22 protein-coding genes and 1 tRNA gene are annotated in these 23,812 nt (G+C 67.9%); 9 read left to right on the forward strand and 14 right to left on the reverse strand.

What is annotated here, in order from left to right; translation table 11 throughout:
• Positions 1–81 precede the first annotated feature (81 nt).
• The 6 genes from JOF55_RS09530 to sp36 all read right to left on the reverse strand — a co-directional run bounded on the left by JOF55_RS09530 (position 82) and on the right by sp36 (position 5,011).
• Entirely contained in the window at positions 82–930 is an 849-nt protein-coding gene (locus tag JOF55_RS09530; RefSeq protein WP_374727259.1) for an MBL fold metallo-hydrolase, read from the reverse strand.
• Positions 931–1,012: 82 nt separating this feature from the next.
• The gene (locus tag JOF55_RS09535; protein ID WP_310272652.1) at positions 1,013–1,837 is read right to left on the reverse strand and encodes an NUDIX hydrolase; all 825 of its coding nucleotides are present in this window, start codon (positions 1,835–1,837) and stop codon (positions 1,013–1,015) included.
• A gap of 116 nt (positions 1,838–1,953) precedes the next feature.
• Positions 1,954–3,354, reverse strand: a complete 1,401-nt coding sequence (locus tag JOF55_RS09540) for a hypothetical protein (RefSeq protein WP_310272654.1) — start codon at positions 3,352–3,354, stop codon at positions 1,954–1,956.
• A gap of 107 nt (positions 3,355–3,461) precedes the next feature.
• Positions 3,462–4,094: a hypothetical protein gene (locus JOF55_RS09545; protein WP_310272657.1), complete on the reverse strand. Its 633-nt coding sequence runs from the start codon at positions 4,092–4,094 to the stop codon at positions 3,462–3,464.
• A gap of 298 nt (positions 4,095–4,392) precedes the next feature.
• Positions 4,393–4,851: a RidA family protein gene (locus JOF55_RS09550; RefSeq protein ID WP_310272659.1), complete on the reverse strand. Its 459-nt coding sequence runs from the start codon at positions 4,849–4,851 to the stop codon at positions 4,393–4,395.
• Position 4,852: 1 nt separating this feature from the next.
• A complete protein-coding gene (sp36, locus tag JOF55_RS09555; protein ID WP_009946927.1) occupies positions 4,853–5,011 on the reverse strand; it encodes a Sp36 family protein in 159 nt (52 codons plus the stop codon).
• A gap of 106 nt (positions 5,012–5,117) precedes the next feature.
• On the opposite strand from sp36, the gene bagA reads away from it, so the two are divergent.
• Together bagA and bagB are read left to right on the forward strand one after the other, a co-directional pair.
• Positions 5,118–6,125 carry an ATPase BagA gene (bagA, locus tag JOF55_RS09560; RefSeq protein WP_310272663.1) on the forward strand — a complete coding sequence of 336 codons (1,008 nt, stop codon included), beginning with the start codon at positions 5,118–5,120 and terminating at the stop codon, positions 6,123–6,125.
• Entirely contained in the window at positions 6,122–7,264 is a 1,143-nt protein-coding gene (gene bagB, locus JOF55_RS09565) for an ATPase BagB (protein ID WP_310272665.1), read from the forward strand. Before bagA ends, bagB begins: the two co-directional genes overlap by 4 nt.
• A gap of 109 nt (positions 7,265–7,373) precedes the next feature.
• Here the strand turns inward: bagB and JOF55_RS09570 are convergent, their stop codons facing one another.
• Complete coding sequence (locus JOF55_RS09570; protein ID WP_310272667.1) at positions 7,374–7,688, reverse strand: WhiB family transcriptional regulator; 315 nt, start codon at positions 7,686–7,688, stop codon at positions 7,374–7,376.
• A 246-nt stretch (positions 7,689–7,934) separates the two neighbouring features.
• On the opposite strand from JOF55_RS09570, the gene JOF55_RS09575 reads away from it, so the two are divergent.
• Together JOF55_RS09575 and JOF55_RS09580 are read left to right on the forward strand one after the other, a co-directional pair.
• Positions 7,935–10,382 (forward strand): penicillin-binding protein, encoded by a 2,448-nt coding sequence (locus JOF55_RS09575; RefSeq protein WP_310272669.1) that lies wholly within the window; start codon positions 7,935–7,937, stop codon positions 10,380–10,382.
• Positions 10,383–10,447: 65 nt separating this feature from the next.
• Positions 10,448–11,230: a siderophore-interacting protein gene (locus tag JOF55_RS09580; protein ID WP_310272671.1), complete on the forward strand. Its 783-nt coding sequence runs from the start codon at positions 10,448–10,450 to the stop codon at positions 11,228–11,230.
• A 33-nt stretch (positions 11,231–11,263) separates the two neighbouring features.
• Here JOF55_RS09580 and JOF55_RS09585 read toward each other — a convergent pair whose 3' ends face one another.
• Positions 11,264–11,734 (reverse strand): GatB/YqeY domain-containing protein, encoded by a 471-nt coding sequence (locus JOF55_RS09585; protein WP_310272673.1) that lies wholly within the window; start codon positions 11,732–11,734, stop codon positions 11,264–11,266.
• Between the two features lie 97 nt (positions 11,735–11,831).
• On the opposite strand from JOF55_RS09585, the gene JOF55_RS09590 reads away from it, so the two are divergent.
• From JOF55_RS09590 to JOF55_RS09600, 3 genes are all read left to right on the forward strand, one after another.
• Positions 11,832–12,794 (forward strand): metallophosphoesterase, encoded by a 963-nt coding sequence (locus JOF55_RS09590; protein ID WP_310272675.1) that lies wholly within the window; start codon positions 11,832–11,834, stop codon positions 12,792–12,794.
• A 47-nt stretch (positions 12,795–12,841) separates the two neighbouring features.
• Positions 12,842–12,915, forward strand: a tRNA-Pro gene (locus JOF55_RS09595).
• Between the two features lie 99 nt (positions 12,916–13,014).
• Entirely contained in the window at positions 13,015–14,862 is a 1,848-nt protein-coding gene (locus JOF55_RS09600; protein ID WP_310272677.1) for a prolyl oligopeptidase family serine peptidase, read from the forward strand.
• Between the two features lie 50 nt (positions 14,863–14,912).
• Here the strand turns inward: JOF55_RS09600 and JOF55_RS09605 are convergent, their stop codons facing one another.
• The 4 genes from JOF55_RS09605 to JOF55_RS09620 all read right to left on the reverse strand — a co-directional run bounded on the left by JOF55_RS09605 (position 14,913) and on the right by JOF55_RS09620 (position 17,330).
• Entirely contained in the window at positions 14,913–15,113 is a 201-nt protein-coding gene (locus tag JOF55_RS09605; RefSeq protein WP_310272678.1) for a DUF1059 domain-containing protein, read from the reverse strand.
• Positions 15,114–15,223: 110 nt separating this feature from the next.
• Positions 15,224–15,910, reverse strand: a complete 687-nt coding sequence (locus tag JOF55_RS09610) for a Crp/Fnr family transcriptional regulator (RefSeq protein ID WP_310272680.1) — start codon at positions 15,908–15,910, stop codon at positions 15,224–15,226.
• Positions 15,911–16,143: 233 nt separating this feature from the next.
• The gene (locus JOF55_RS09615; protein ID WP_310272682.1) at positions 16,144–16,629 is read right to left on the reverse strand and encodes a Dps family protein; all 486 of its coding nucleotides are present in this window, start codon (positions 16,627–16,629) and stop codon (positions 16,144–16,146) included.
• 143 nt (positions 16,630–16,772) lie between these two features.
• On the reverse strand, positions 16,773–17,330 hold the full coding sequence (locus JOF55_RS09620) for an NADPH-dependent FMN reductase (RefSeq protein WP_374727435.1): 558 nt from the start codon (positions 17,328–17,330) through the stop codon (positions 16,773–16,775).
• Positions 17,331–17,523: 193 nt separating this feature from the next.
• On the opposite strand from JOF55_RS09620, the gene JOF55_RS09625 reads away from it, so the two are divergent.
• The gene (locus JOF55_RS09625) at positions 17,524–18,600 is read left to right on the forward strand and encodes an alpha/beta hydrolase (protein ID WP_310272686.1); all 1,077 of its coding nucleotides are present in this window, start codon (positions 17,524–17,526) and stop codon (positions 18,598–18,600) included.
• A gap of 115 nt (positions 18,601–18,715) precedes the next feature.
• Here the strand turns inward: JOF55_RS09625 and JOF55_RS09630 are convergent, their stop codons facing one another.
• Entirely contained in the window at positions 18,716–21,211 is a 2,496-nt protein-coding gene (locus JOF55_RS09630; protein ID WP_310272688.1) for a LuxR C-terminal-related transcriptional regulator, read from the reverse strand.
• A gap of 98 nt (positions 21,212–21,309) precedes the next feature.
• Positions 21,310–22,710, reverse strand: a complete 1,401-nt coding sequence (locus JOF55_RS09635; RefSeq protein WP_310272690.1) for an Hsp70 family protein — start codon at positions 22,708–22,710, stop codon at positions 21,310–21,312.
• 260 nt (positions 22,711–22,970) lie between these two features.
• Between JOF55_RS09635 and JOF55_RS09640 the strand changes: the two genes are divergently transcribed.
• Positions 22,971–23,807: an IniB N-terminal domain-containing protein gene (locus JOF55_RS09640; protein ID WP_310272692.1), complete on the forward strand. Its 837-nt coding sequence runs from the start codon at positions 22,971–22,973 to the stop codon at positions 23,805–23,807.
• The last annotated feature ends 5 nt before the right edge of the window (positions 23,808–23,812 follow it).

Below are 23,812 nucleotides of genomic sequence, written 5' to 3' on the forward strand. Positions count from 1 at the left end.
TCCGGTTTTTTGCAGTTTCGCGCGAAACTGCATTTTTCGGTCGTGCTTCGTTCGGGGGTCACCCGGGCACGGCCCACATCCTCACAGCTCGCCGAGTTCGCGGAGGTGGGTCAGTTGGGCCCGGACCGTGCTCTCGGCGGCGGGCCAGACGGACCGGTCGACATCGGCGTAGACGACCTCGACGACCTGCCGGGCAGTGACCTCGGGGCCGCGCTCGCGCACCACCTGCCGAATCTGACCGAGTCGCTGCTCACGGTGAGCGAGATAGGTCGACGCCGCCGCACGGGCATCGGGCAGTTCGGGGCCATGTCCCGGCAGCACCCGAGTGCCTTCGGGCAATTCGGCCAAGCGCCGCAGCGAGTCGAGGTAGGAACCCAGATGCCCGTCCGGGTCGGCGACCACCGTCGTTCCCCTGCCGAGAATGCTGTCCCCGGCGAACAGGGCTGGCACGTCTTCGTGCTCGACCACGAAACACACCGAGTCACCGGTATGGCCCGGCGTGGCCAGTACCCGTAACCGCAGACCCGCCACCGAGAGCACCTCGCCACCCTCGAGTGCTTCCGCCCCGATGCACAGTGCCGGATCGAACGCCCGAACGACCGCGCCGGTGAGCTCCACGAACTCCTGCACACCCTCGACATGATCCGGATGGTGATGCGTGAGCAACACCAGCTCCACGGGGCCGTGGTCGGCCACTCGTCGCAGATGTTCGCCGTCGCCGGGACCGGGGTCGATCACGACGCACTCACGCTTCCCGGGTGCCCGCACGATCCACGTGTTCGTGCCGTCCAAAGTCATCGGCGTCGGATTGTCGGCCAGCAGCACCGAAGCGTAGGGGGTCACCTGCCGCAACGTGGCGTAGGCAGGGTGTTCCGGGGACAGTGAGCTCACGCGCCTCTCTCCTTCTCGGCGATCTGCGGGGCCGGGCATCCGACAGCCCGGTGGCAGGCAGTCTTGTGGCGAGCGGTTCTGTGGCAGGCGGCCCTGATCACGGCACGGAAATGACGGGCGATCACGCGTCGCCGTAACCCGGTTCGCCCGGCAGTACGACCCGCCATCTCCCGTCGCGGCGCACCACTCGCGGAACGACCTTGCCGACCACCCGATCGACAGCCAGAGCGCTCGCCACGCTGCCGTATCCGGCGAGCTCGGTCAAGGTCATCCACGTCGGTGGGAGCAGGCCGCAGTGCCCGCTCTTCCAGTCCTCCAGCGCGTCGTTCGGAGTGCTCCAGTACGCATTGGTGACCTCCGTGGTGACCGCATCGGCGCGCTGCCCGTGCGGCATCGCAGCGAGGAAGAACCGGGTGTCGTATCGACGCGACTCGACCTCGGGTGTCACCCAGTTCGACCACGGCCGCAGCAGGTCGGCCCGCAGTACCAATCCCGCCTCGGCCAGGAACTGCGCGAAGGACATGTCGCGGGAGACCAGCGCACGCCGTGCGTCGGCATACGAGGACGTGTCGGCGACCACGGTCTCCGCGCTCTGCCCGGCGAGCAGCACCCCGGATTCCTCGAAGGTCTCCCGGACCGCCGCGCACACGAGTGCCCTGGCCAGTTCCGGTGTGCAACCGTACTGGTCCGCCCACCACGAGGGTTGCGGGCCACTCCACGACACCGACGTGTCGGCGTCCCTGCGATCCACACCACCACCGGGGAATACGGTCATCCCGCCTGCGAACGGCATACCGTCGACCCTCCGCTGGAGAAAGACCTCCGGCCCTGTCGACCCTTCGCGCAGCAGCATGACCGTCGCCGCGTCCCGCGGCGTCACCGGCGTCTCGGAAGGTGCTCGGGGAACGAATTCCTCGAGCAGAGCCAGATCGTCGGGCAGTCCCATGCGGTCACCCTAAACGGCCCGTAGCGCTCGCAGCCATCGTCACGATCGAATCCGCAGCACTCGATCGACCTCACCGGCACGGCCGCTCCCGTGCTACCGGCAGCACCGGATGGCGGTCAGTGCGATGCGGAAGGAGGAGTTCGTCTGCCGGGCACCGAGGCCGGTGCCGCACCGATCGGCGGAAAACCCCCGGTACCGGGCATGGTGGTCAGTCGCGGATCCTGTCGATTCCCCGAAAGCGTGTTCTGCTGCCCCTCGGGAGCCTGCCCGTGGGGCGTCCGCCCGTTGGACCTCGGTTCATCGGCGACCTGTCCTGCCGTGACCTGGCCGCCGGCGTCCTCCGCGGAACCGTCCTTGTCCTGCTCCCGCTGCGCGAGTTCCTCGTGCAGCTTACGCAGCAGGTTGCGCTCCCGGTCGGTGAGCTTGGCGTCCACGGCCGCCGGAACACGGGGGTTCGCGCCGGGACCGCGATGCTCCTCGGGCGCCCCGATCACCTCCCCCTCGGTCCCGACCTCGGACAGGGCTCCCACCGCGTCTTCGTCCACCGCTGGTCCATCCACGGCGGGTCCGGCCGCCGCGGGTCCGGCCACGACCTCGGAGTGCAGAACGTCAGCCTCTCCGGCGGCCTCCTCGGTGAACTCCGCGACGGTCTCCCCGATGGCTTCCTCGGCGAACCTCTCCGCTGCCCGTGGCGAGGAGTCCGCAAGCGCAACATTCACGACGGACAGTTCGGACATGCGCGCAGGTGCCTGCGACGGGTCGGAGACGACGTCGGCCACCGGAAACTCAAAGCCTGCTGGAGGTACCCGCACGGGAGATTCGGCGGCTGGGTCGTCGACCGTATCCCCTGCCGGCTCACCACCGGAGCTTCGACGCGAAGCCCGCGCCCGCTCGGAACCGTTTCCCGCCTCCGGGACCGGATCCACCTGTCGTGCCGATGCCAGGGCGTTGCGGTGATATTCGGGCAGGTCGGTACCGGAGCTGAAGACATCCACGGAGCAACCGATGCTCGCACGTTCGAGAGCCGCCAGTATCTGGTATCCCGCCGCGGTCACAGCCTCCTCGGAGTCGACCTCGGCCAGCAACACCCGCCTGGGCACCGCTCCATAGGCCACGCCCGCCGGGGTTTTCCGGGAGACGCACCACAGCGCACGGACACTCGTGAGTCGCCGGGCGGCCGGACGCAGCGCTTCGGCAATGTCATCGTCCGGCGTCTCCGGCGCACCGAACCGATGTCGCTCGACAGGCGGCATCTCGGCAACATACAGCCGATCGGCCAGAGCCGGTCGCGAACGAGTCCGTTCCAGTACCCATCTCAGGTGGTACTGCTCGGTCGGAGTAACCGGAATGCGCCCCGCCAGCAGGCAACCCGCCAGCAGTTCGGCGGCGGCACCGAGATGACCGGCGCCGAGCATCCCGCGTGCCGAATTCACGGCGTCATCGTCCACCCGGCCGGTCATGGCCAGCACGAGATTGTGCAGCCGGCCCGCCGGACCGACTCCCTCAGCGGCATCCACCACGCACGTCTCCTTCGCGCCTTCGAGCGGCTGTCGACCGCAATGCTTGTCAGCCATAGCCCATCAGTCACAGGCCCTCGGCCATAGGCCCATCAGTCGTAAGCCCATCACCCATAAGCCCGGTGACCCACGGTTTCTTCGGCTCCCGCGCAGATCAGAACCGACTCGGCCAAGGCCGCACGGTGGTAGGGGGTCGGTTCCGTCTCCGGTGTCAGAACCTCGACACGAGGCTCGTGCTCGCCGAGTGCGCGCAGGATGCGTTGAACCTCACCGGCGAGTTCCGCGAACTCGCCGGAGGCGGTCACGACCACGACCCGTTTGAGGTCCGCGGCCATGGCACTCCCCGTCCGACCTCGCCAGCTGCTGCGTACCTCGTGAATCCCCTGGCGATCACGCAGTGTCGCTCCGAGTACCAGTATCTCCGAATCACCCATACCACCGGCCGGAGATTCGGCGGTGAAGGTGTAGTCGTCCCACCGGGGCTCGTCTCCGGGCAGAACCGCGTCCACAACCGCGGGGTCGGCGCCGAGCGGGAGCACGGCGTCGGACAGCAGCCGATGGTCGGTGTCGGTCAGCGCGATTCGTTCCCGCACGAGGTCTCTCGGTAGCGACTGGGCGAACACATCGGCCGCATCACCGGCCAGCCAGTCGCGGTAGCGCCACAGCCGCGCATCGGGTAGCCGACCGGCGAGCCGGAGCAGCAGTTCGTGACACAACAGGCTCGTCTCATGCTCGGCCACGCCTTGCTCCCTCAGCTTCGAACCCGTCCGTTCAATTACTCTCAGGAATCAACGCCTCGCCGAACTCACCCGATCGAGCGTAATTCGACGCGGAGATGGGTGCAGCGTACTTCCTGATCGCTACCCATGGTGTGCGCTCTCGAAGAAAAACTGCCACCGTGTTCAACATCAGTGGGCAAATCACCCACTATCGCAGCACAAAAGCGGCGTCACCCGGAAGCCATCCGGATGACGCCGCGGCGAACATCGAGGAACGGTTCACCCACCATCGAGTGGGCCGTACACAGTCGTTACACCGTCATACGACCTCGGTGATCATCTCCACCTCGACAGGGGCCCCCTTCGGCAGTTCGGCCACTCCTACCGCCGATCGGGCGTGCTGCCCGGTCTCGCCGAAGATCTCACCGAGCAACTCCGAAGCACCGTTGAGCACCGCAGGCTGGCCATGGAACCCCGGTGCCGAAGCCACGAATCCGACCACCTTGACCACTCGCGCGATCGAATCCAGCCCGACCAGACCGTCGACGGCGGCCAGCGCATTGAGCGTGCAGGTGCGGGCGTGGCGCTGAGCGTCCTCCGGAGTCACCGCATCACCGACCTTGCCCGTAGCCTGCAGCGTCCCGGCCACGATCGGCAGTTGCCCGGCCGTGTACACCTGCGATCCGGTACGCACGGCAGGCACGTACGAGGCCACCGGCGTGACGACCTCCGGCAACTCGATACCGAGCTGTGCGAGCCGGTCCGTCCACCTACCCATCTCAGTCACCCTTCGGCCGCTTCATGTACGCGACCATCTGCTCGCCGGTCGGTCCGGGAAGAACGGCGACGAGTTCCCAGCCGTCCTCCCCCCACTGGTCGAGAATCTGCTTGGTCGCGTGGCTGAGCAGCGGCACGGTCGAGTATTCCCACTTGGTCATGGGTGCCACCCTATGGTCCGTCCGATCGGCTTGCTTCGGTGGTGGCTTCAATCGCAGCTACCGGATTCAGCAGACACGACAGCCGCCACGCACTTACGCTGACCGCGTGACGACCTCTGATTGGGACAGGGAGCTGAATCGCACCCGGCTGCACTGGGTCAGCGGTAAAGGTGGGGTGGGCAAAACCACGGCCGCCGCCGCACTGGCTCTCGCACTGGCGACCGGCGGCCACCGGGTGCTGCTGGTCGAGGTGGAGGGCCGACAGGGCATTGCCCAGATCTTCGACACCGCGCCGCTCCCCTACTCCGAGGAACGAATCGCGGCGGCCCCCGGCGGAGGCGAGCTGCGTGCCCTGGCCATCGACGCGGAACCGGCGCTGCTCGAATACCTGGACATGTTCTACAACCTCGGCTTCGCCGGGCGAACACTGCACAGGATGGGGGCCGTCGAGTTCGCGACCACACTCGCACCGGGGCTGCGCGACGTCCTGTTCACCGGAAAGATCAAGGAGTGTGTCGGGCGCACCGATGACCGTGGCCGCCATGTCTACGACTCGGTCGTGGTCGACGCACCGCCGACCGGCAGGGTGGTCAAGTTCCTCGACGTCACCAAAGCAATGGCGGATCTGGCCAAGGCCGGACCGATCCGCACGCACAGCGAGGGAGTGGTGCGGCTACTGCACTCCGGCGACAGCGTCGTACATCTGGTCACCCTGCTCGAGGAGTTGCCGGTACGGGAGGCGCTGGAAACCGTCGAAGAGCTCGACGCCGCGGACCTGCGCCCCGGCGCGATCCTGCTCAACCGGGTCAGGCCGGCACGGCTGCCCACACGGTCGGTGACCGCGGCAGCCGGGGGGCGCGTCGATGCGGGGCGCATCCGTACCGGGCTGGAGTCGGCAGGGCTGAACTGGGAGGACGGAGTACTCGACGGCCTGGTTGCCGAGACCGTCGAGTACGCGACGCGCGTCCGCGCCGAGGACGAGGCGCGTCAGCAACTGGCCGCCACCGACCTGCCCTCGATCACACTGCCCGAATTCACCGATGGTATCGACGTCGCCGCTGTCTACGAACTCGCCGAAGAACTCACCACGCAGGGGATCGGAGGCGCACGATGAGTGATCCGACCACGCATCCCGAACTCCTGGACATCGACGGGTTCCTGGACGACCCCGCCAACCGCATCGTCGTATGCTGCGGCTCGGGTGGCGTGGGCAAGACCACCACGGCCGCCGCACTCGCGATCCGCGCCGCAGAGCGCGGGCGCAAGACCGTGGTGCTGACCATCGACCCCGCCAGGCGGCTGGCTCAGGCACTGGGCATGCGCGAACTGGACAACCAGCCGCGGCAGGTCGCCCTGGACAGCACCGACTCCGGCGCCGACCTCAGCGCCATGATGCTGGACATGCGTCGGACGTTCGACGACATGGTGCTCGCCCACGCCGGTCGGGAGCGCGCGCAGCAGATCCTGGACAACCCCTTCTACCGGACGATCTCCACGTCGTTGTCCGGAACCCAGGAGTACATGGCGATGGAACGGCTCGGGCAGCTCGCCGCCGACGACGTCTGGGACCTGATCATCGTGGACACCCCACCGAGCCGGTCGGCCCTGGACTTCCTCGACGCCCCGCAACGGCTGTCCACGGTGCTCGACGGCAGGCTGATCCGGATGCTGTCCAGCCCCGCACGAACGGGCGGCCGGGGACTGCGCAAGGTCGTCGGCGCGGGCTTCGGCATGTTCTCCAAGGTCGTTTCGACGATCATCGGCGGACAACTCCTGGCCGATGCATCGGCGTTCGTGCAAGCCTTCGACTCCACCTTCGGCGGCTTCCGGGAGCGCGCCGAACAGACCTACCGGCTGCTGCGCTCGCCGGAGACGGCATTCCTGGTGGTGGCCGCACCGGAGCCGGACGCCCTGCGGGAGGCGTCCCACTTCGTCGAGCGACTCACCGGGGACTCCATGCCGCTGGCCGGGCTGATCGCCAACCGTACCCATCCGGTGCTGGCCGACCTGCCTGCCACACGGGCATCGTCGGCCGCCGAGGAACTCGAAACGGCAGGCTCCTCCCCGCTGGCCGCCTCGGTACTTCGTCTCCACGCCGACCGGGTGGCGGTGGCCGACCGGGAGAAGCGACTGCTGGCCCGGTTCACCCGCGCCCATCCCGAAGTTCCCCTGACCGGCGTCCCGGCATTGTCCTCCGAGGTACACGACATGGCGGGGTTGCGCGAGATCGGCCGCCGACTGAGCAACGCCTGAGGATCCGTGCGGCTGATCGTCGATCCCCGGGTGCGAAAGCGGGAACGGTGACCGGACCACGTCGCCCGGACACCGGTGCGCCCGCCACACGCAGCACCGGGCGAATGCTTCAGCTCGCCCGGTAGGTGTTCTGGTACTCGTTCGGTTCGGTGGAGTCACGGCGGGCCGCTTCCAGCAGTGCACGCCAGTCGCGGACATCCGGGCGCCTGCGCAGCAGCGCACGCCGTTCCCGTTCCGTCATACCGCCCCACACACCGAATTCGATCCTTTTGTCGAGCGCCTCGGCAAGGCACTCCGTGCGGACAGGGCACCCGAAGCAGACCACGCGCGCCTGGCGCTGCTCGGCACCCCGGACAAACAGCCGGTCGGGATTCTCGTCGCGGCACGCGGCCCGAACCCGCCAGTCCCCCTGTTCGAACGTCACGTTCCCCCAGCTCCTCCCTGGATCGTCGGCGACCATGTCCATCCGGAGCCCCCGGCACCGGTGTCGGAACCGCCCGTTGGGAGGCGGTTACCGACATGCTGTCGCTAAACGTGGACGCACTGTAGAGGTCTCCGGTTCCATCACCAAACCGCCATTGGTGGGTTCGTTGGCTCACACTCATCCCATTGGGGGTTTCTTGAACTGTGCAGGCCGGGCACCTCGCTCCGAGGTCCTAGGGTTGGTGCTGTGCGAGTCCGGGATGGCCTGCTGAAGCTGTTCGGTCTGTGTGTGCTGGCCGGAGTCCTGGTGGCAGGATTACTCTTTCCTGCCGCGGGCGCCATCGGCGTCATGTCCAACCGCGCCAGCGACACGGTGAGCAGCCTGTCCTCCAAACTCGTCACCGAACAGGTACCGCTGGTGACCACTGTCACAGATCGCGCGGGTAATCCCATCGCGTACCTGTTCAAGCAGAACCGCACCCCCGTCACCTCCGACCAGATCGCCAACACGATGAAGGCCGCGATGGTGGCGATCGAGGACCAGCGGTTCTTCGAACACCAGGGCGTGGACTGGCCCGGCACCGTGCGGGCCGCTCTCAGCAATCAGCTCGCCGGGAGGATCACTCAGGGCGCCTCGACGATCACCCAGCAGTACGTGAAGAACTACCTGGTACATGTGGTCGCCGCCGGAAACCCGGTCCAGCAGGCCGAAGCCACGGAACAGACCATCGCGCGCAAGCTGCGCGAGATCCGCATCGCACTGCAACTGGAGAAACGGCTGAGCAAGCAGGAGATCCTCACCCGCTATCTCAACGTGGTGCCGTTCGGGAACCGGGTCTACGGCGTGGCCGCGGCCGCCCGGACGTACTTCGACACCTCGGCCGACAAGCTGACGATTCCCCAGGCCGCACTACTGGCCGGAATCGTCAACGAACCCGGTGCGCTGAACCCGGTGACTCATCCCGACGACGCGCTGTTCCGGCGCAATCTCGTCATCGACGCGATGGCTCGCCAAGAACGAATCACGCAGGAAGCGGCCCGGGAGGCACGGCAGGCTCCGCTGGGCATCGAGCGTCCCCTCAACAGCCTTCCGAACGGCTGCGTCGGCGCGGGCCCGGAGAACGGATTCTTCTGCAAATACGTGATCGACTACCTGGAGCGGGCAGGATTCTCCAGGAAACAGCTCGAACGCGGCGGTTACACCATCCGCACCACGCTGGACCAGTCGATCACGAAGGCAGCCCACGCCTCGGCGCAGAAACAGGTTCCGCCGCAGGAGAGCCCGGGCATCACCAATGTGATGACGGTGGTCGAGCCGGGCACGAAGAAACATGCGGTCCGGGCACTGGTGACCAACCGGAGCTTCGGTTTCGACAAGAGCAAGGGCGAGACCGCCTACGCCTGGCCGAGCTCGATGATCCCCCAGGGTGCGGGGTCGGTCTACAAGACGTTCATCGCCGCTGCCGCGCTGGAAGAAGGAATGGGGATCCACAACGTCATCCCCTCCCCCGGTAGCTACACCACCATGGCCTACGGGCCCCGCCCGTACACGGTGACCAACGCCGAAGGTATCTCTCCCGGCCCCCGCACGCTCCAGATGGCACTGGCCACCTCCCCGAACACCGCGTTCGTCGCCCTGCAGGACCGGGTCGGCCTCGGCGATGCGGTGGACATGGCCGCACGTCTGGGCATGCGCAAGACTCTGCTCCGCAGCAACTTCGGCGGCCGGCCGCTGGCTCCGAACAGCGACGAACTCTCCCAGGCCGAGACGATCAAGCAGAAAACCTTCGGCGGGTTCACGCTCGGGTTCACGCCGACCAGCCCGCTGGAACTGGCCAATGTCTCCGCCACGCTCAGCAGCGGTGGGGTGTGGTGTCCGCCCACCCCGATCAAGAGCATCGTGGATCGGCACGGCGACCCGGTCTCGATCACGGAGTCGCCGTGCGAACAGGTCGTGGACGAAGAGCTGGCCAATGCCATGTTCGTCGGGATGAGCAAGGACACCACCGAGGGAACCGCCGTCGCCGCGGCCAAGGCGGCGAACTGGACCCGGCCGACGGCGGCCAAGACCGGAACGACCGAGAGCTACGAGTCCGCCGCGTTCATCGGGGCGACCGCACATCTCGCCGGTTCGGTCCTGACCTTCGCCCACGGGCCCGGCCAGCAGGGAATCTGTCTCGGCAATCCACCCCGGCTGTGCGGTGGCGGCAATATCTACGGCGGCACGATCCCCGCACGCACGTGGATGGGCGCGATGAAACCCGCCCACAAGGGCATGCCGACCGTTCCGCTGCCGAGCGTGACACCGCGCTACGCCGAGGGCGGTTCCGACAAGGAGGTCCCCGACGTCGTCGGCATGAACGTCGAGCAGGCCACGAAGACACTGCGCGAGGCCGACTACAAGGTGCGGAAGCAAGCGGTGAGCAGCTCGCGTTCCCGAGGTGCCGTGATCAGCCAGAGCCCGCGCGGTTCCGTACCTCCGGGCAAGACCGTGACGATCTCGGTGAGTACCGGCTATATTCCGCCGCCACGGACGCATACGAAGCCGCCACCGCCCGACCAGGGCAGACCGGCACAGGACAATCCGCAAGAACCCACCGGCCGGCCCAGCAAGTCCGGGGAGCCGGGCAAGCCCACTCCGGGCGGACAACCTCCGCCCCCACGCCCACCGGCTTCCCCCACACCCGGCGGCTGACTCTCCCGGCTGGGAAGGGCACGCCGAGCGGTAACCCCCCGTCTACATGCCTACACTCGAGCGTCGTGACAAGCACGCATTCCGGCACGCGGCGCGTGCAGGCCCGGTATCGGTTGCTGGACGTCCACGCCGTGGAGCGGATCACTCCTCGGATGGCGCGGGTGAAGCTGAGTGGGGACGAGCTGGCGGATTTCGTCAGCAGTGGAACCGACCAGCGGATCAAGCTGTGCCTGCCGGAACCGGGTCGTCCGGCCCCGTTGGGCCGGACCAGGGCGGAGGTATTCGCGCTGCCGCGTGAGCAACAACCGCGGCAGCGCACTTACACGGTTCGCCACTTCGACGCGCATCGCCGAGAGCTCACGATCGACCTGGTGATACACGATCACGGCGGTCCGGGGGCGGCTTGGGCCGCGAGCGTGCGGCCCGGTGACCGGATCGTCACGGTCGGCCCGAGCCCGTCGTACCGACCGAGCTCGGACGCGAATCCGCTGGTACTCGCAGGGGACGAGACCGCACTGCCCGCGATCTCCGCGATTCTGGAGGAGTTGCCCGAGGCCACGCCCACACGTGTGTTCCTCGAAGTCGCCGACTCCGGGGAACACCAGCAGGTCGACACCGCCGCCGATGTCGCGTGGACCTGGCTACACCGCGACGGAGCACCCGCGGGCCGGTCGAACCTGCTCACCGAGGCAGTCCGCTCCGTCGATCTCGGGACACACCCGCACGTGTGGATCGGCGCGGAAGCCGCAACGGTCCGCGACCTGCGTGCACATTGTCAGGATGTACTGGGAATGGAACGTGCCCGCGTGTACGCATTGGCTTACTGGCGCCGCGATCGCGCCTCGTGAACGGAGAATTCTCGAGAAATCGACCGTGCCCACTCAGCTCGCGAGTTCGGCCTTGACCACCGCAGCGACCCGGCCGCCCTCGGCGCGGCCCGCCACCTTCGCGTTGGCGACCTTCATGACCTGTCCCATCTGCTTCGGCCCCGGCTGTTCACCGAGATCGGCGGCGACCTCGGACACGGCAGCCCGCACGAGCTCGATCAGCTCATTCTCGTCGAGCTGCGCGGGCAGGTAGCGGCGCAGGATCTCCCCTTCCGTCCGCTCGGCCGCGGCCTGCTCCGGGCGGTCGGCGGCATCGAACGCACTCGCCGACTCGTCGCGCTTCTTGGCCTCCTTGGACAGGACACGCTGCACCTCCTCGTCGGTGAGTTCGCGTGCCTGCTTGCCGGAGACCTCCTCAGTACCGATGGCGGACAGCGCCATCCGCAGGACACCGGTGACGGCGGGGTCACGCTCCTTGATCGCTGCGGTCAGATCCGTCCGCAGCTTGTCTTTCAGTTCGGCCATGGAACCGATTATCCCGACCGGCGCCATTCGAGGCCCGCTCGAGGTCGATCTCGGGGGAGCCGGTGTCGACACCCCGAATCGCCGTAGAGTGGGTGATGTGAACACGCTCGGGCGAACCATGCTCACCACCGGTGCACTCGGCGCCGCCGCACTCGCCTACTCCGCCGGGATCGAGCGCAAGCGCTGGACACTGCGGCACACCACCCTGCCGGTGCTCGGCGAAGGCAGTCGCGAACTGCGGGTCCTGCACATATCGGACCTGCACATGCTGCCGAACCAGCACTCGAAGCAGCGCTGGGTGGCCGCGCTCGATGAACTCGAGCCCGACCTGGTCGTCAACACCGGCGACAACCTCGCCCACCCGCGGGCCGTCCCGGCCGTGCTGCGCGCTTTGGGCCCGTTGTTGGACCGACCCGGCGTGTTCGTCTTCGGCAGCAACGACTACTACGCGCCGAAGCCGAAGAACCCCGCCCGCTACCTGTTGCCTTCCGCCCGGATGAAACGGATCCGAGGTGCCCAGCTGCCCTGGGGCGACCTGCGTGCCGCGATGACCGAGCGCGGCTGGCAGGACCTCACACACCAACGGCACGAACTCACCCCGGCGGGCACCACCATCCATGCCGCAGGTGTGGACGATCCGCACCTCAAACGTGATCACTACTCCCGGATCGCGGGCGCCGTCCCCACGGGGATCACCCTCCGCCTCGGAGTGACCCACTCCCCCGAACCGCGAGTGCTGGACGCGTTCGCCGAGGACGGCTACGACCTGGTCATGGCCGGTCACACCCACGGTGGTCAGCTGTGCGTGCCGGGCTACGGTGCGATCGTGACCAACTGCGAGCTGGATCGCACACGAGCACGCGGTGCCTCGACATGGGGGCGGCACATGCGACTGCACGTTTCGGCCGGGCTGGGAACCTCACCGTACGCACCCTTCCGCTTCGCCTGCCCCCCGGAAGCGACCCTGCTGACGCTGGTTCCGCGCTCACAAGAGCCGTCGCACCAGTACGTGAACGCGATCGGCGGACCCCGTTTCGGAGCGGACACGAAGGTCCGATAAACTGTGTCGCGGCGGTGAGCGAACACCCGAGACGCCGCCGAGAACACCGGGGTGTAGCGCAGTTTGGGAGCGCGCCTCGTTCGGGTCGAGGAGGTCGTGGGTTCAAATCCCGCCACCCCGACGGGAAAGGGCCTGGTCGCAACTTCTCCGAGGTTGTGGCCAGGCCCTTTTGTTCACCCCGTGCTCACCTCGGCGACCGGAATCGGGCAGGATCGGAACCGTGAGCACTTACCCCGGCGCGACAGTCCCGAAGGCCCTGTTCGACGATCCGGACAAGGAGGCACGCTGGCGAGCACGTTTCAGTGCCCCGCGCGTGTCGGTGCCGGACTGGGCACGTGACGCACCCCAGCGCAGTCTGTACGTCTCGAATGTCAGCGGCACCTGGGAGCTCTACGCCTGGGACCGCTCCACCGGGACACACCGGCAGGTCACCGACCGTCCGAACGGCACGTTCCACGGCACGCTGCCCGTCGACGGCGAGCGGGTCTGGTGGTTCGACGACACCGACGGTGACGAGTTCGGAAGCTGGGTCACCGAACCCTTCGGCGAGCACGGCACACGTCCGCAGCCTGCGCTGCCCGGTACCCATGCCGGTTATCCGGCGGGACTGGAGCTGGGTGCACGGATCATCGCGGCGGGCATGTCCACCGACGACGGCGTGACCGTCTGGGTCATGCGCGACGGTGGCGCCCCGGAGATCGTCTACCAGCACGAGCAGGACGGCGGCTTGGCCGTGCTCTCCTGGGACGAGAACCTGCTGGTCATCATGCATTCCGAACACGGCGACAGCCGGCACCCCGCGATGCGGGTGCTGCGCTCCGCCGACGGCTCCGCGGTCGCCGACAAGTGGGACGGACCCGGCAAGGGTCTGTCCGCGTTGGACTTCGCGCCGGTGTCGGGGGATCCGCGCCTGCTGGTGCTGCACGAACGCCGGGGCCGGGAAGAGCTGCTGATCTGGGATGTCGAGGCCGACACCGAAACCGAGATCGACCTCGGTCTGCCCGGCGAGGTCTCCGCCGACTGGTACCCGGACGGCCGGGCACTCCTGATCGCGCACACCCACCGGGCGCGGACCACGATGCACCGCTACGACCTCGCCTCCGGGGAACTGACTCCCCTGTCGAGTCCGGAAGGCACCGTCGGCACCGCCTCGGTCCGCCCGGATCACTCCGTGGAGTACTCGTGGTCATCGGCGGCCACGCCCGGGCTGGTACGCACGTTGTCCCCGAACGGGGAGGATCGGGTACTGCTCGCTCCCGGGGGCGACCGGGCACCCGCCTCCGTGCCGGTCAGCGACGCGTTCATCGAGGTCCCCCACGGCCCCAACGACACCGTGCACGCGCTGATCGCCCGCCCCCCTGGTACAGGTGACGAGCCGATCCCGACGGTGTTCAATCTGCACGGCGGTCCACACGCCGCCGATGAGGATCGTTTCTCGTCCTATCGAGCAGCGTGGATCGAAGCCGGGTTCGCCGTGGTGGAGGTCAACTACCGGGGTTCGACGGGGTACGGCTCACAGTGGCGGGACGCGATCGAGGGCCGTCCCGGACTGACCGAGCTGGCCGACGTCGCGCACGTGCAGGACTGGGCGATCGAGCAGGGCCTGACCACTCCGGCCCACAGCGTGGTGGCGGGTGCTTCCTGGGGCGGGTACCTGACACTGCTCGCATTGGGCACGCAGCCGCAGCGCTGGGCCGGCGGTGTCGCGGGGGTTCCGGTCGCCGACTACGTGTCGGCCTACGCCGACGAGATGGAGCCGCTGCGTGCCTTCGACCGTGCCATGTTCGGCGGTTCGCCGGAGCAGGTGCCCGAGGTGTATCGGGATTGCTCGCCGATCACCTACGTCGACCGGGTACGTGCGCCCGTACTGGTTCTGGCCGGGGACAACGATCCCCGCTGCCCGATCCGGCAGATCGAGAACTATCTCGACCGGTTGCGGCAACGACAGGTGCCGTTCGAGTTCTACCGCTACGACGCCGGGCACGGCTCGCTGGTGATCGCCGAAACCCTCGACCAGGTCGCCACGGAGATCCACTTCGCCCGCCGCGCCGTCGGTATGGATCGCTGATCCGGGTCGGGTCCCGGTTTTCGGCGAGACCGGGACCCTCCCGCACCCGGTCATGCCGTGGGCGATGCGGCGACCTCGTCTTCGAGGAACTCGCGCAGCTGCGCACGCATTTCCGGGCTGTCGACGTGGCCGTGCACCGAGACCGCGTGCTCGGCAGCAGCGCGGACCACTTCGTCCTCCTCACCGGTGATCGTCAGCGTGCAGTGTGATTCGCTCGGATATCTGCGGCAGTCCGCAATTTTCCTGGCCATGGCAGTTTCCTCACTTCTCGGTGGGCTCTGCTCGGTGCAGCATCGCCCCACCGGAGGTGTCCTGTCTGCGACTTCGGTTCCAGTGCCGCGGGCATCGGGGCGCGCGGCTCTCAGGACCTGCCGTTCAGCCGGGTGTGCAGTCGTGCAGCGTCGAGAAGCACGATGCGGTCGCGTTCGGTGCGCACCAGCCCCGCCGACCGCAGCTCTCGGAGAATGCGCACGACGACCTCACGCACGGTGCCGACCTGATCGGCGAGGTCCTGCTGGCTGATTCGGGCCGAGAGTTCGGAGGACTGCTGCCCCGGTGTGGCGATGTCGAGCAGGTGGCTGAGGACGCGATCGTGCAAGGAGGAAAAGACCGCATCGCCGACGGCGTTCATGTAGGTGACGGTCCGGTCACTGAGTTCGACCAGGAAAGCATGGCCGACTCGCACATCGGTGCGTGCCAGTGACTGCAGCGTCGCGGGTTGCAGGCACAGCATCCGGGCGTCGGTCACCGCCTGAAGATTGGCGGGCACGGCTCCGGAGGCGAACAGCGTCGTGATGCCCAGCAGCGAGCCCGGGCGGGAGTAGCGGATCGTCACCTGGCGGCCGGCCGGTGAGGTCAGATAGCTCCGGAGCAGCCCGCTGACCAGCAGATAACAGAAGACCTCGGTTCGGTCGGTGCGGACCAGCACCCTGCCTGCCCGGACGTGGAGGTCCGTGGACCGTGCGATGACACGGCCGAGTACCTCGCGCGGAAGGCCCGACAGCCGACTCCGCGCGAGCGACGAGATCACCTCGGGATCAGTGCTCATCACGGCAACCCGACATCGTCTGCGGGAGGAGCACCGGGTGCACGAGCCCCCGGGAGGAGTCGAGCGTACCTCCGCGCTCGCTCACCGGCACCGGGAAGGCCGCACTCTCCGCAGTGGCGCCACCGGTCGCTGCAACCATCGACCGGCGGCGCGGCGACTCGTCCCGGCCGCACCCGTACGAGCGGGCCGCTCGTCACCGAACGGCGCGCCGGGTGCACTCGAAGGCGGGCAACTCAGCCGTCGGCCAGTTTCGCCTGCCACATCCAGTGGGTTTCCTCCAGCTTTGCCGAGATCGACAGCAACAGATCCTGCGTGACCAGGTCCGTCTTGTCCGTCTCGTCGATCCGTGCCCGCAGGCGGCGAATCAGCGTGGCCAGATTCTCCACGACGGTCTCGATGACGTTGCGGTCCTGTTGCCAGCCCGCGTCCATGTTCGGTACGCCGGAGCCCTCGGCGACCGTGCTGGCCCGGGCGTCCGGCGAGATACCGATCGTGGCCGCGCGCTCGGCGACGTTGTCGGCGAACTCCCTGGCGCTGTCGACCAGCTCGTCCAGATGCAGGTGCACCTCGCGGAAGTGGGTGCCCACCACGTTCCAGTGAGCCTGCTTGGCGGTCAGGTGCAGATCGACCATGTCGACCAGGGTGCCCTGCAGCGCCTTGCCCGTGATGTCGCGTTCGGAGTTACCCAGCGGGCTGGTGATCGGAGCCTTCTCGGTCATGCTCGTCCTACCTCCTCACGTGCCGCACCGGCACTCGGTTCGAGGGCGTTGTCCGGGAAGTACCCCGAGTTCGGCACACCTCAAACCGGTGATCTCGATCACGAGAGGACGGGCACCTGCTTCTTTGCGGTGCCCGAGCGGTGTCACGAACTCCGGAGCGCGAAGTCCGTCACCTGGCGTCCGACCGTGTGCAGGGTAGAGACCACCTTCGGGTCCGAACATTCCCCGCCGGGTCCGAGCCGCGTCTCGGTCGAGTTGACCGCCGCGCCCAGGGGCGTCGGCCAGCCACGCAGCGCGTGCACCACCGAACGCAGCTGCTGCAGGGTCGTCACCGTGGCCTGCCAGCCGTAGGCGGTACCGACGCAACCCACAGCCCGGCCCTCGAGGTACGGGCGGTCGGCTTCGCGGAGATCCTCGACGTAGTCGAGGGCGTTTTTGATCAGTCCCGAGAAGGTCCCGTGGTAGCCGGGTGAGGCGATCACCACACCGTCCGCGGCACGGAGCGCCTCCACGAGTTCGTGCGCATTGTCCGTGCGCTCGGTGACCGACGGATCGAAGAAGGGCAGCACCAGGCTGCTGCCGGTGATCGCGTGGACCTTGGCACCGGCCTCGCGCGCCCCCGCAAGCACGGCATGCAGGGCACGTTCGGACTGCGAGTCGGACCGCACCGAACCGCCGATCCCCACCACGGTCACCGTCATTATCATGATCCTTTCCTCGGCGTCACCCGTCTGTCGCCCGCCCTCGCCGATTCGTGTGACGGCCGCCCGAGCGTACGCATACGCCACGTTACGAGTTCGAGCGAACTGGAAGTCAATCGCGGGCGTATGTCTCGCACCACAAGCTACCTGCGGGTAACGTCCGGATCACCACTGTCTCACCGGGAGGTTCACCGTGTCCAAACCCCTCGATCCGATCCCGTCGCACCTGCGGACACGCGCACAAGGCGCCGCGCTCCGCCGTGTTCTCGCCCTGCCGCAGCCGGTGCTGCGCCGGATTGCGGGCGCACCGATCCGGATCGACGGGCAGGAACTGGCTCTCGAGGCCCAGGCTCTGCTCCGAATGCAGGGTCTCGCCGGCCGTGCCCAACTGTCGGCGGACACCGTGGAGAAGGCACGGACCGCCATGCGGGAAGCGACCAAGATCATCGGCGATACCGCAGTAGCGGGTGTCGAAACGACCGCCGAGCACATTCCCACGGCAAGCGGCGGCATCGACGCGCGCCTGTACCGTCCGGAGACGTTGACCGCGTCGAGTGCGCTCATGGTCTTCTACCACGGTGGCGGATGGGTTCTCGGCGACCTCGACAGCTACGACGGGCTGTGCCGGATGCTCGCCAAGCACGCCGGGATCCGGGTGCTGTCCGTGGACTACCGGCTCGCCCCCGAGAGCCCCTTTCCCGCAGCGCTCGACGACGCACTCGACGGATACCGGTATGCCCTCGACCACGCCGAGAAGCTCGGCACCACACCGGACTCGCTGCTCGTGGGCGGGGACAGCGCAGGCGGTAATCTCGCCGCGGCCGTCGCGCAGCACGCGACCGCATCCGACATCAAGAAACCCGTGCTGCAGGCTCTGCTCTACCCGGCCGTGGACGCCAGCACACGGCGCCGCTCGCGGGAATTGTTCGGCGAGGGCTTCCTGCTCACCGATGCGGACATGGACTGGTTCATGGACCACTACCAGCCGGACAGCAGCCTGCGTGGTGATCCGCGCTTGTCCGTGCTGTTGGCCGAGGACCTGAGCGGACTCCCGCCTGCCTACGTGGCCACGGCCGGTTTCGATCCACTGCGCGACGAGGGCGAGGAGTACGTGCGACGCCTTCGGGAAGTCGGAGTCCCGGTGGCCGCCCGGCGATTCACGGACCTGATGCACGGCTTCCTGAACCTGCACGCCGCCGGAGGACGGTTCCAGGAGGCACTGTTCGAGATCATCGGATCGATCCGCACCGGACTGGCGCTGCGCGGCTGATCGTGAAGTTTCCGGTGAAACTTCCGAGCCGCTGCCCGGCGCAGGAGCGTGCAGCCGTGCCGGAAACCGACGCGCCCTGCTCACCCGACCACCGGTGGTGGACCACGACCTGAAGTCAGTCGACCAGCGCGCGGAGCCGGGTGAGCATCTCCTCGCGGGTGGTGCTTCCGAGACGCTGCTTGATCCGGCCGATGTGGTGCTCGACGGTCTTGGCGGAGATGAACAATCGCTTGCCGACCTGCTTGTAGGTGTACCCGGCCAGGACCAGCTCGGCGACCTCCCTCTCCCGGTCGCTGAGCAGGTCCGCTCCACCGGCCGAGGCGCTTCCGGAGCCTCGGCCGGCCGCGGGAAGCTTCTGCGGCCGCGGGGCCTTGCCCTGCAGGGTCCGCGCGCACTCCAGCAGTGCCGGCATCACCCGGCGGTCGGTCGTCCGGACCGCCGCCTGCCCGGCCAGGTTGGCACCGTCCCAGACCAGTCCTGCCGAGTGCAACGAGCGAGCGGCCCGCTCCGTTTCGGACTGATCGACTTCTCCGGCCAGGATGTTCAACCACACCTGCGCACCGTCGGACATCGCCGTGGACAGCGGAGTGTGGTGGGCCATCCCCTCCAGAGCGGCGGCGTGCTCGCGGGCCCGGTCGTGCTGCTCCAGCACGACCGCCGCCTGCAGGCATTTCCAGTGCAGCATGGCACTCCACAGTGGTGGCGTGCCGAGGTCGCCGAGCAGGTACCGCGCCTCCCGCAGATACGGGGTCAGCCACTCCTGGTCGCGCAGCCGTGCCGTGGCGACCACGAGCTCGCCGAGCGGCAACATCGTGAACAGGTCGACGGGATGCTCGGCGAAGATCTTGCGGGCACGGCTGCGTACGTCGGCCAGCGCGGTCATGTCGTTGTCCCGGTTGGCGATTCCCGCCTCGATCGCGATCGCCACCAGACGGTCCCGCGTGGCGAGGGCGCCCGCATCGTCGTACACACCGGCCAGCTTGTTGCGCGCCGTCATCGTGTCTCCCCGCAGCAGTGGGACCCACGCCGAGAGCAGGTGATGCCGGGTCCGCAGCAGCGCTCCGCCGGTTCCGGACTCGATCGCGCGGTCGAGCGTCGACTCGGCGACGTCGAACTCCCCGCAGTGCAGGGCGACGACGGAAGCGACAGCGGCGGGCGTGTCGGGCAGCAGTACCGTGCGCCCGATCGATTCCGACAATGAGGCTGATCGAACGAGTGTGGACAGTGCTGTCGTGGCCGAGCCGGTGACCGACTCGTGCATTCCCTCGGCGAGTTGCGCAGCCGCGCCGGACAGCGTCGTCGGTGGCCCGACATCGGCAGGTGAGCGCAGCAGTTGGCCGGCTTCCTCCAGTCGCCCTGTTCCGGTCATGCCGAGCACTGCGAAGGCGACATCACCGGACCAGCGAACGTGTTCCACCGACCACCGGCACAGCTCCGTGGAACGTGCGAGCAATCCGCGATGGGCCAGCACGGCCGCGGCGACCCGGATACCGAGATCCCGGTCGGCGATGGCATCGTCCACAATCACCTGATCGGCGGTGCGCAGTGCCTCGTCGAGGTCTCCTGCCGCTGCTGCCGCACGAGCACGCCGGGCGGCCACCGATGTGACCGCGGTTCCCGCCGACACGGCGGCATCGAACAACCGCACCGCCAGCTCCGGCGAATTCACCCACGCTTCGTCGCCCGCCTTCTCGAACGCAGCCGCCATCGTGGGTTCCGAAAGGAGTGCGCTCTCCGCGCCCAGCAGTGGCTGAACCAGCGCGAGAACCGATCCGCCACGATCGAGCTGCATCCGGATCAGTCGCCGCAGCACCTCGAGTCGCCGCTGCCACGGTGTCAACGCGAGCACCGCATCCCGTGCCACCGGAAGCAGTCCGTCGTGGGCATCCACCAATCCGCTCGCGCGGACCGCCGACATCGCCTCGGTGACAGCCGTCGATTCGACGTCGAGCGCCGAGGCGAGCAGTGCGGGATGTGCCGTGGCTCCGAGGGCCACGGCGACGAGGCAATCCCGCGCGTGCCCGCCGAACTGGTCCAGATCGTGGTGGAACCGATCGAGCACCGCCTGGGGCATACCGGGATTGCCGTCCGAATCGATGTCTCCGGAATCCACCGCGCTCAGCAGCCGGGAGACCAGCCGGGGAACACCTCCGGTCCGCGAGCGCAGATGTTCGACCAGGTCCGAAGTGACCGGTGCGCCGAGTGCCGTCTCGGCTTGCTCGGCGATCTCCCCTCGATTCAGTTCTCGCAACAGGATCGGCTGGAGACGGCGCCCGAGTGCGCCGACGAGCGCGGCCAGCGCCTCCGAGCGCGGCCAAGGGCGGTAGGCCACGACCAGCCGCGTGGCGGAATTCTCCGCGAGTTCCTCCAGGGTGCGCAGCGTCGCTTCATCGATCCGGTGGGCGTCGTCGACGAGTACGGCCGCGTCGGAGGGATCGGCCGGGAGCGCCGTGGTGTCGTACACCGTGATTCCCGCGTCCCGGTAAATCCGGGCAAGCCGAGCGAGCAGCGCCGTCTTGCCATACCCTCCGGACCCTTGAATCCCGGCGACGACCGGCGCTGTGGGATCCGCGGCAATCGATTCGCGCAGCGCAGCGGCGGATACAGCCATGCTCGGGGCAGGAGGTACGACTGTCGAATGGTTCACGGGCCGTCCCAATCGGTGAGCGGTGATCGTTCGATACGGCAGTGCTGATCGGTGGTGTCCGGCTATTGCGACATGACGCCTATGCTCGGTTGCTGTGGCCCGCCCCAGCCCTGCATGTAGGTCAGGACCAGCCCGAAAATGATCAGTACGGCGGCCAGTACCAGTTTGATGATCTTGAAAGTGCGGTTTTTGCGGGGGGGCTCGAGATGCATCGGCTCGACCTCGACCGGGGGCCGTGGCACATCCGGCCGCTCCGGGACCTCGACCTCCTCGTCGACGATCGGCAGCTCTCCGGGATCGCGCTCGGAACCCTCCACCCGCATGAGCACACTCGTCTCTTCGGCCGCCACCGACCGATTGCGCCCACCGTCCAGAATCTCCGTGCGAGCGGCGCAGGCGGCTCCACGAGCGGCGACCAGCTCGGGAGCACTGTCCACTTGTACCTGCCGCTCGAAGTGCCGGGATACGAGCTGCTGCGCCAGTGGCGTTCTGGCCGTACCGCCTGCCAGCACGACAGCACCGAGTTCCGCGGAGTTCACCGATGCGGACTGCACCACCTGCTGAAGCAGATCGGGCACCCGCTCCAGGTGGTTGCGAACGAGTTGTTCGTATCTCACTCGGGACAGCGCAACCTGCGTCCGCAGCTGCGGCAGCTCGACCCGCAGCGCGGCCTTGGGCTGGTACGACAGGACCTCCCTGCCCCTGGTGCATTCGGCACGCAACTGGAAAGCGGCCACCCGATCGCGGGGGTCGGCGGGATCGAGTGTGACCCGGTGCCCACCGAGCTCACTGCGGAGGTATGCGATGACCTCGTCGTCGAGTGCGTTGCCGCTCGGGTGCACGGAGTCCAGTGGGGAACCGAGAACCTCGAAGCCGGGCAGCTCGCCGTCCTGCTCCTTGCGCAGGACCGTGGCGTCGAAGCCGGTACCGCCGACATTGGCGACGGCGACGATCTCGCTGCTCTCCACGCGCGTCCGGCTCGCGTAGTCCAATCCGACCGCCACCGGCTCGGGCAACAGCGTCACCTCGTTGAGGTCGAGCCGTTCCAGCTCCTGACGGACGAGATGGGTCCGGTGTGGACCCCATGCTGCGTTGTGGGCGACGGCGATGTGCTCCGCGGGGGCGCCCTGGCGGTGCGCGACCTGATCGGCCACCCACTCGATCATGACCGCGGCGAGCCGGTGTGCCGTGACGAACTCGTTGCCCACCATCAATGCGTGGTCGTCACCCACCTGCTGGGTGAACGATCGCACCACCCACTCGTGATGGGCCGGTTCCTGGCGTTGCGCGGCCTCTCCGGCCACGAACGAGCCGTCCTGCACCTTGCACAGCACGGTGGGAATGGTGGGGCCTGCACTGCCCAGCGGAAACGGGGACACCATCCCGCTCTGTCCCGCATCGCGCCGGGCGACCGCAGCGGATGTCGCGGTGGCACCCAGGTGAATTCCCAGGACGTAAGGCATGACACCCCTTCCGGCTCACCTGATCGGGAAAGCCTGGCGGACCCAACTTAGCGTGTATCCAATCACGCAGAGACGCAGTATCACCTATGGACCCCCTAACGGGTCACACGAATGATCCCCTAATAGAGGTTTTCATAACTAGGAGTGGTTCCCGATGGAAACGGCGCGGGGGCTCTGTAGCTTGAATAACCGGGAGGACGGGGAACCGCACCACCCCGCCCGGCTTCAGCAACTCGAGTGAGTTCAGGAGGAGATCAGCGATGCTGCACTCCCGATCGGAGCAGGCTCCGGGGTCGTCGACCTCGGCGGGTGCCCCCACTTCCACCCCCGGGACACACACCACACAAGCCGACCAGCCGACGCTGCACGAGTTCCTCACGCGACTCGTCGGCAACCCGCAGGCCCGGTCGGAATTCGAGGCCGATCCCCGCGCCTCGCTGGACAGTGCCGGTCTCGGGGACATGACCGCGGCGGACGTGCTTCAGGGCGCGTCGCTGGTGCTCGACTACGCACCGGTCGAGGTCGTACAGGAGTACGGCCGCTCACTCCAGAGCAGCGTCGACACGTTCACGGTGAGTACCCAGCACGTCGCGATCAACCAACTACATCCCGCACAAGAACACGAGCTTCAGGAAGCGACGGAACCGAGCATGTTGCAGAACACCTCCTCCACCAACACCGACACCTCCTCCAACGGTGACGCCGACGAGCAGATGCCCGCTCCCCAGGAGACCAGCAACGTCGAGGTCAACCACAGCGTCGAGCAGGTCGACTCGCACAACCTGATCAGCGTGCACGACGTCCTGAGCGGCAACGACGTCCTGAGCGGCAACGAGGTCAACGTCGAGGGCAACAACGTCGGTGTCGTGGGCAACACGGTCGGCACCGTGGGCAACACCGTCGAGTCCGCCGGTGACACCGTGACCAGCACGGTCGACAGCGTCGGCGACGTCACCACCGGCCTGGTCAACGTGTCGACCGGCGACGTCCTGGGCGACGTCACCGGCGCTGTCGGCAACATCGCCGGCGGTGCGGTCGGCACGGTGGGCGGTGTCGCCGACGGTGCGACCTCCAGCCTGGGCCTGGACGTGCTCTGAGTCTG

The organism is Haloactinomyces albus (assembly GCF_031458135.1).
Classification (GTDB): Bacteria; Actinomycetota; Actinomycetes; order Mycobacteriales; family Pseudonocardiaceae; genus Haloactinomyces; species Haloactinomyces albus.

Bases quoted from the DNA above. Each gene is read 5' to 3' on its own strand.
- JOF55_RS09620 (WP_374727435.1), bottom strand. From the start codon at position 17,330: ATGACGGTGACCGTGGTGGGGATCGGCGGTTCGGTGCGGTCCGACTCG.
- JOF55_RS09630 (WP_310272688.1), bottom strand. From the start codon at position 21,211: ATGGCTGTATCCGCCGCTGCGCTGCGCGAATCGATTGCCGCGGATCCC.
- JOF55_RS09615 (WP_310272682.1), bottom strand. From the start codon at position 16,629: ATGACCGAGAAGGCTCCGATCACCAGCCCGCTGGGTAACTCCGAACGC.
- JOF55_RS09635 (WP_310272690.1), bottom strand. From the start codon at position 22,710: ATGCCTTACGTCCTGGGAATTCACCTGGGTGCCACCGCGACATCCGCT.
- bagB (WP_310272665.1), top strand. From the start codon at position 6,122: ATGAGTGATCCGACCACGCATCCCGAACTCCTGGACATCGACGGGTTC.
- JOF55_RS09530 (WP_374727259.1), bottom strand. From the start codon at position 930: ATGCCCGGCCCCGCAGATCGCCGAGAAGGAGAGAGGCGCGTGAGCTCA.
- JOF55_RS09605 (WP_310272678.1), bottom strand. From the start codon at position 15,113: ATGGCCAGGAAAATTGCGGACTGCCGCAGATATCCGAGCGAATCACAC.
- JOF55_RS09535 (WP_310272652.1), bottom strand. From the start codon at position 1,837: ATGGGACTGCCCGACGATCTGGCTCTGCTCGAGGAATTCGTTCCCCGA.
- JOF55_RS09610 (WP_310272680.1), bottom strand. From the start codon at position 15,910: ATGAGCACTGATCCCGAGGTGATCTCGTCGCTCGCGCGGAGTCGGCTG.
- JOF55_RS09640 (WP_310272692.1), top strand. From the start codon at position 22,971: ATGCTGCACTCCCGATCGGAGCAGGCTCCGGGGTCGTCGACCTCGGCG.
- JOF55_RS09585 (WP_310272673.1), bottom strand. From the start codon at position 11,734: ATGGCCGAACTGAAAGACAAGCTGCGGACGGATCTGACCGCAGCGATC.
- JOF55_RS09550 (WP_310272659.1), bottom strand. From the start codon at position 4,851: ATGGGTAGGTGGACGGACCGGCTCGCACAGCTCGGTATCGAGTTGCCG.
- sp36 (WP_009946927.1), bottom strand. From the start codon at position 5,011: ATGACCAAGTGGGAATACTCGACCGTGCCGCTGCTCAGCCACGCGACC.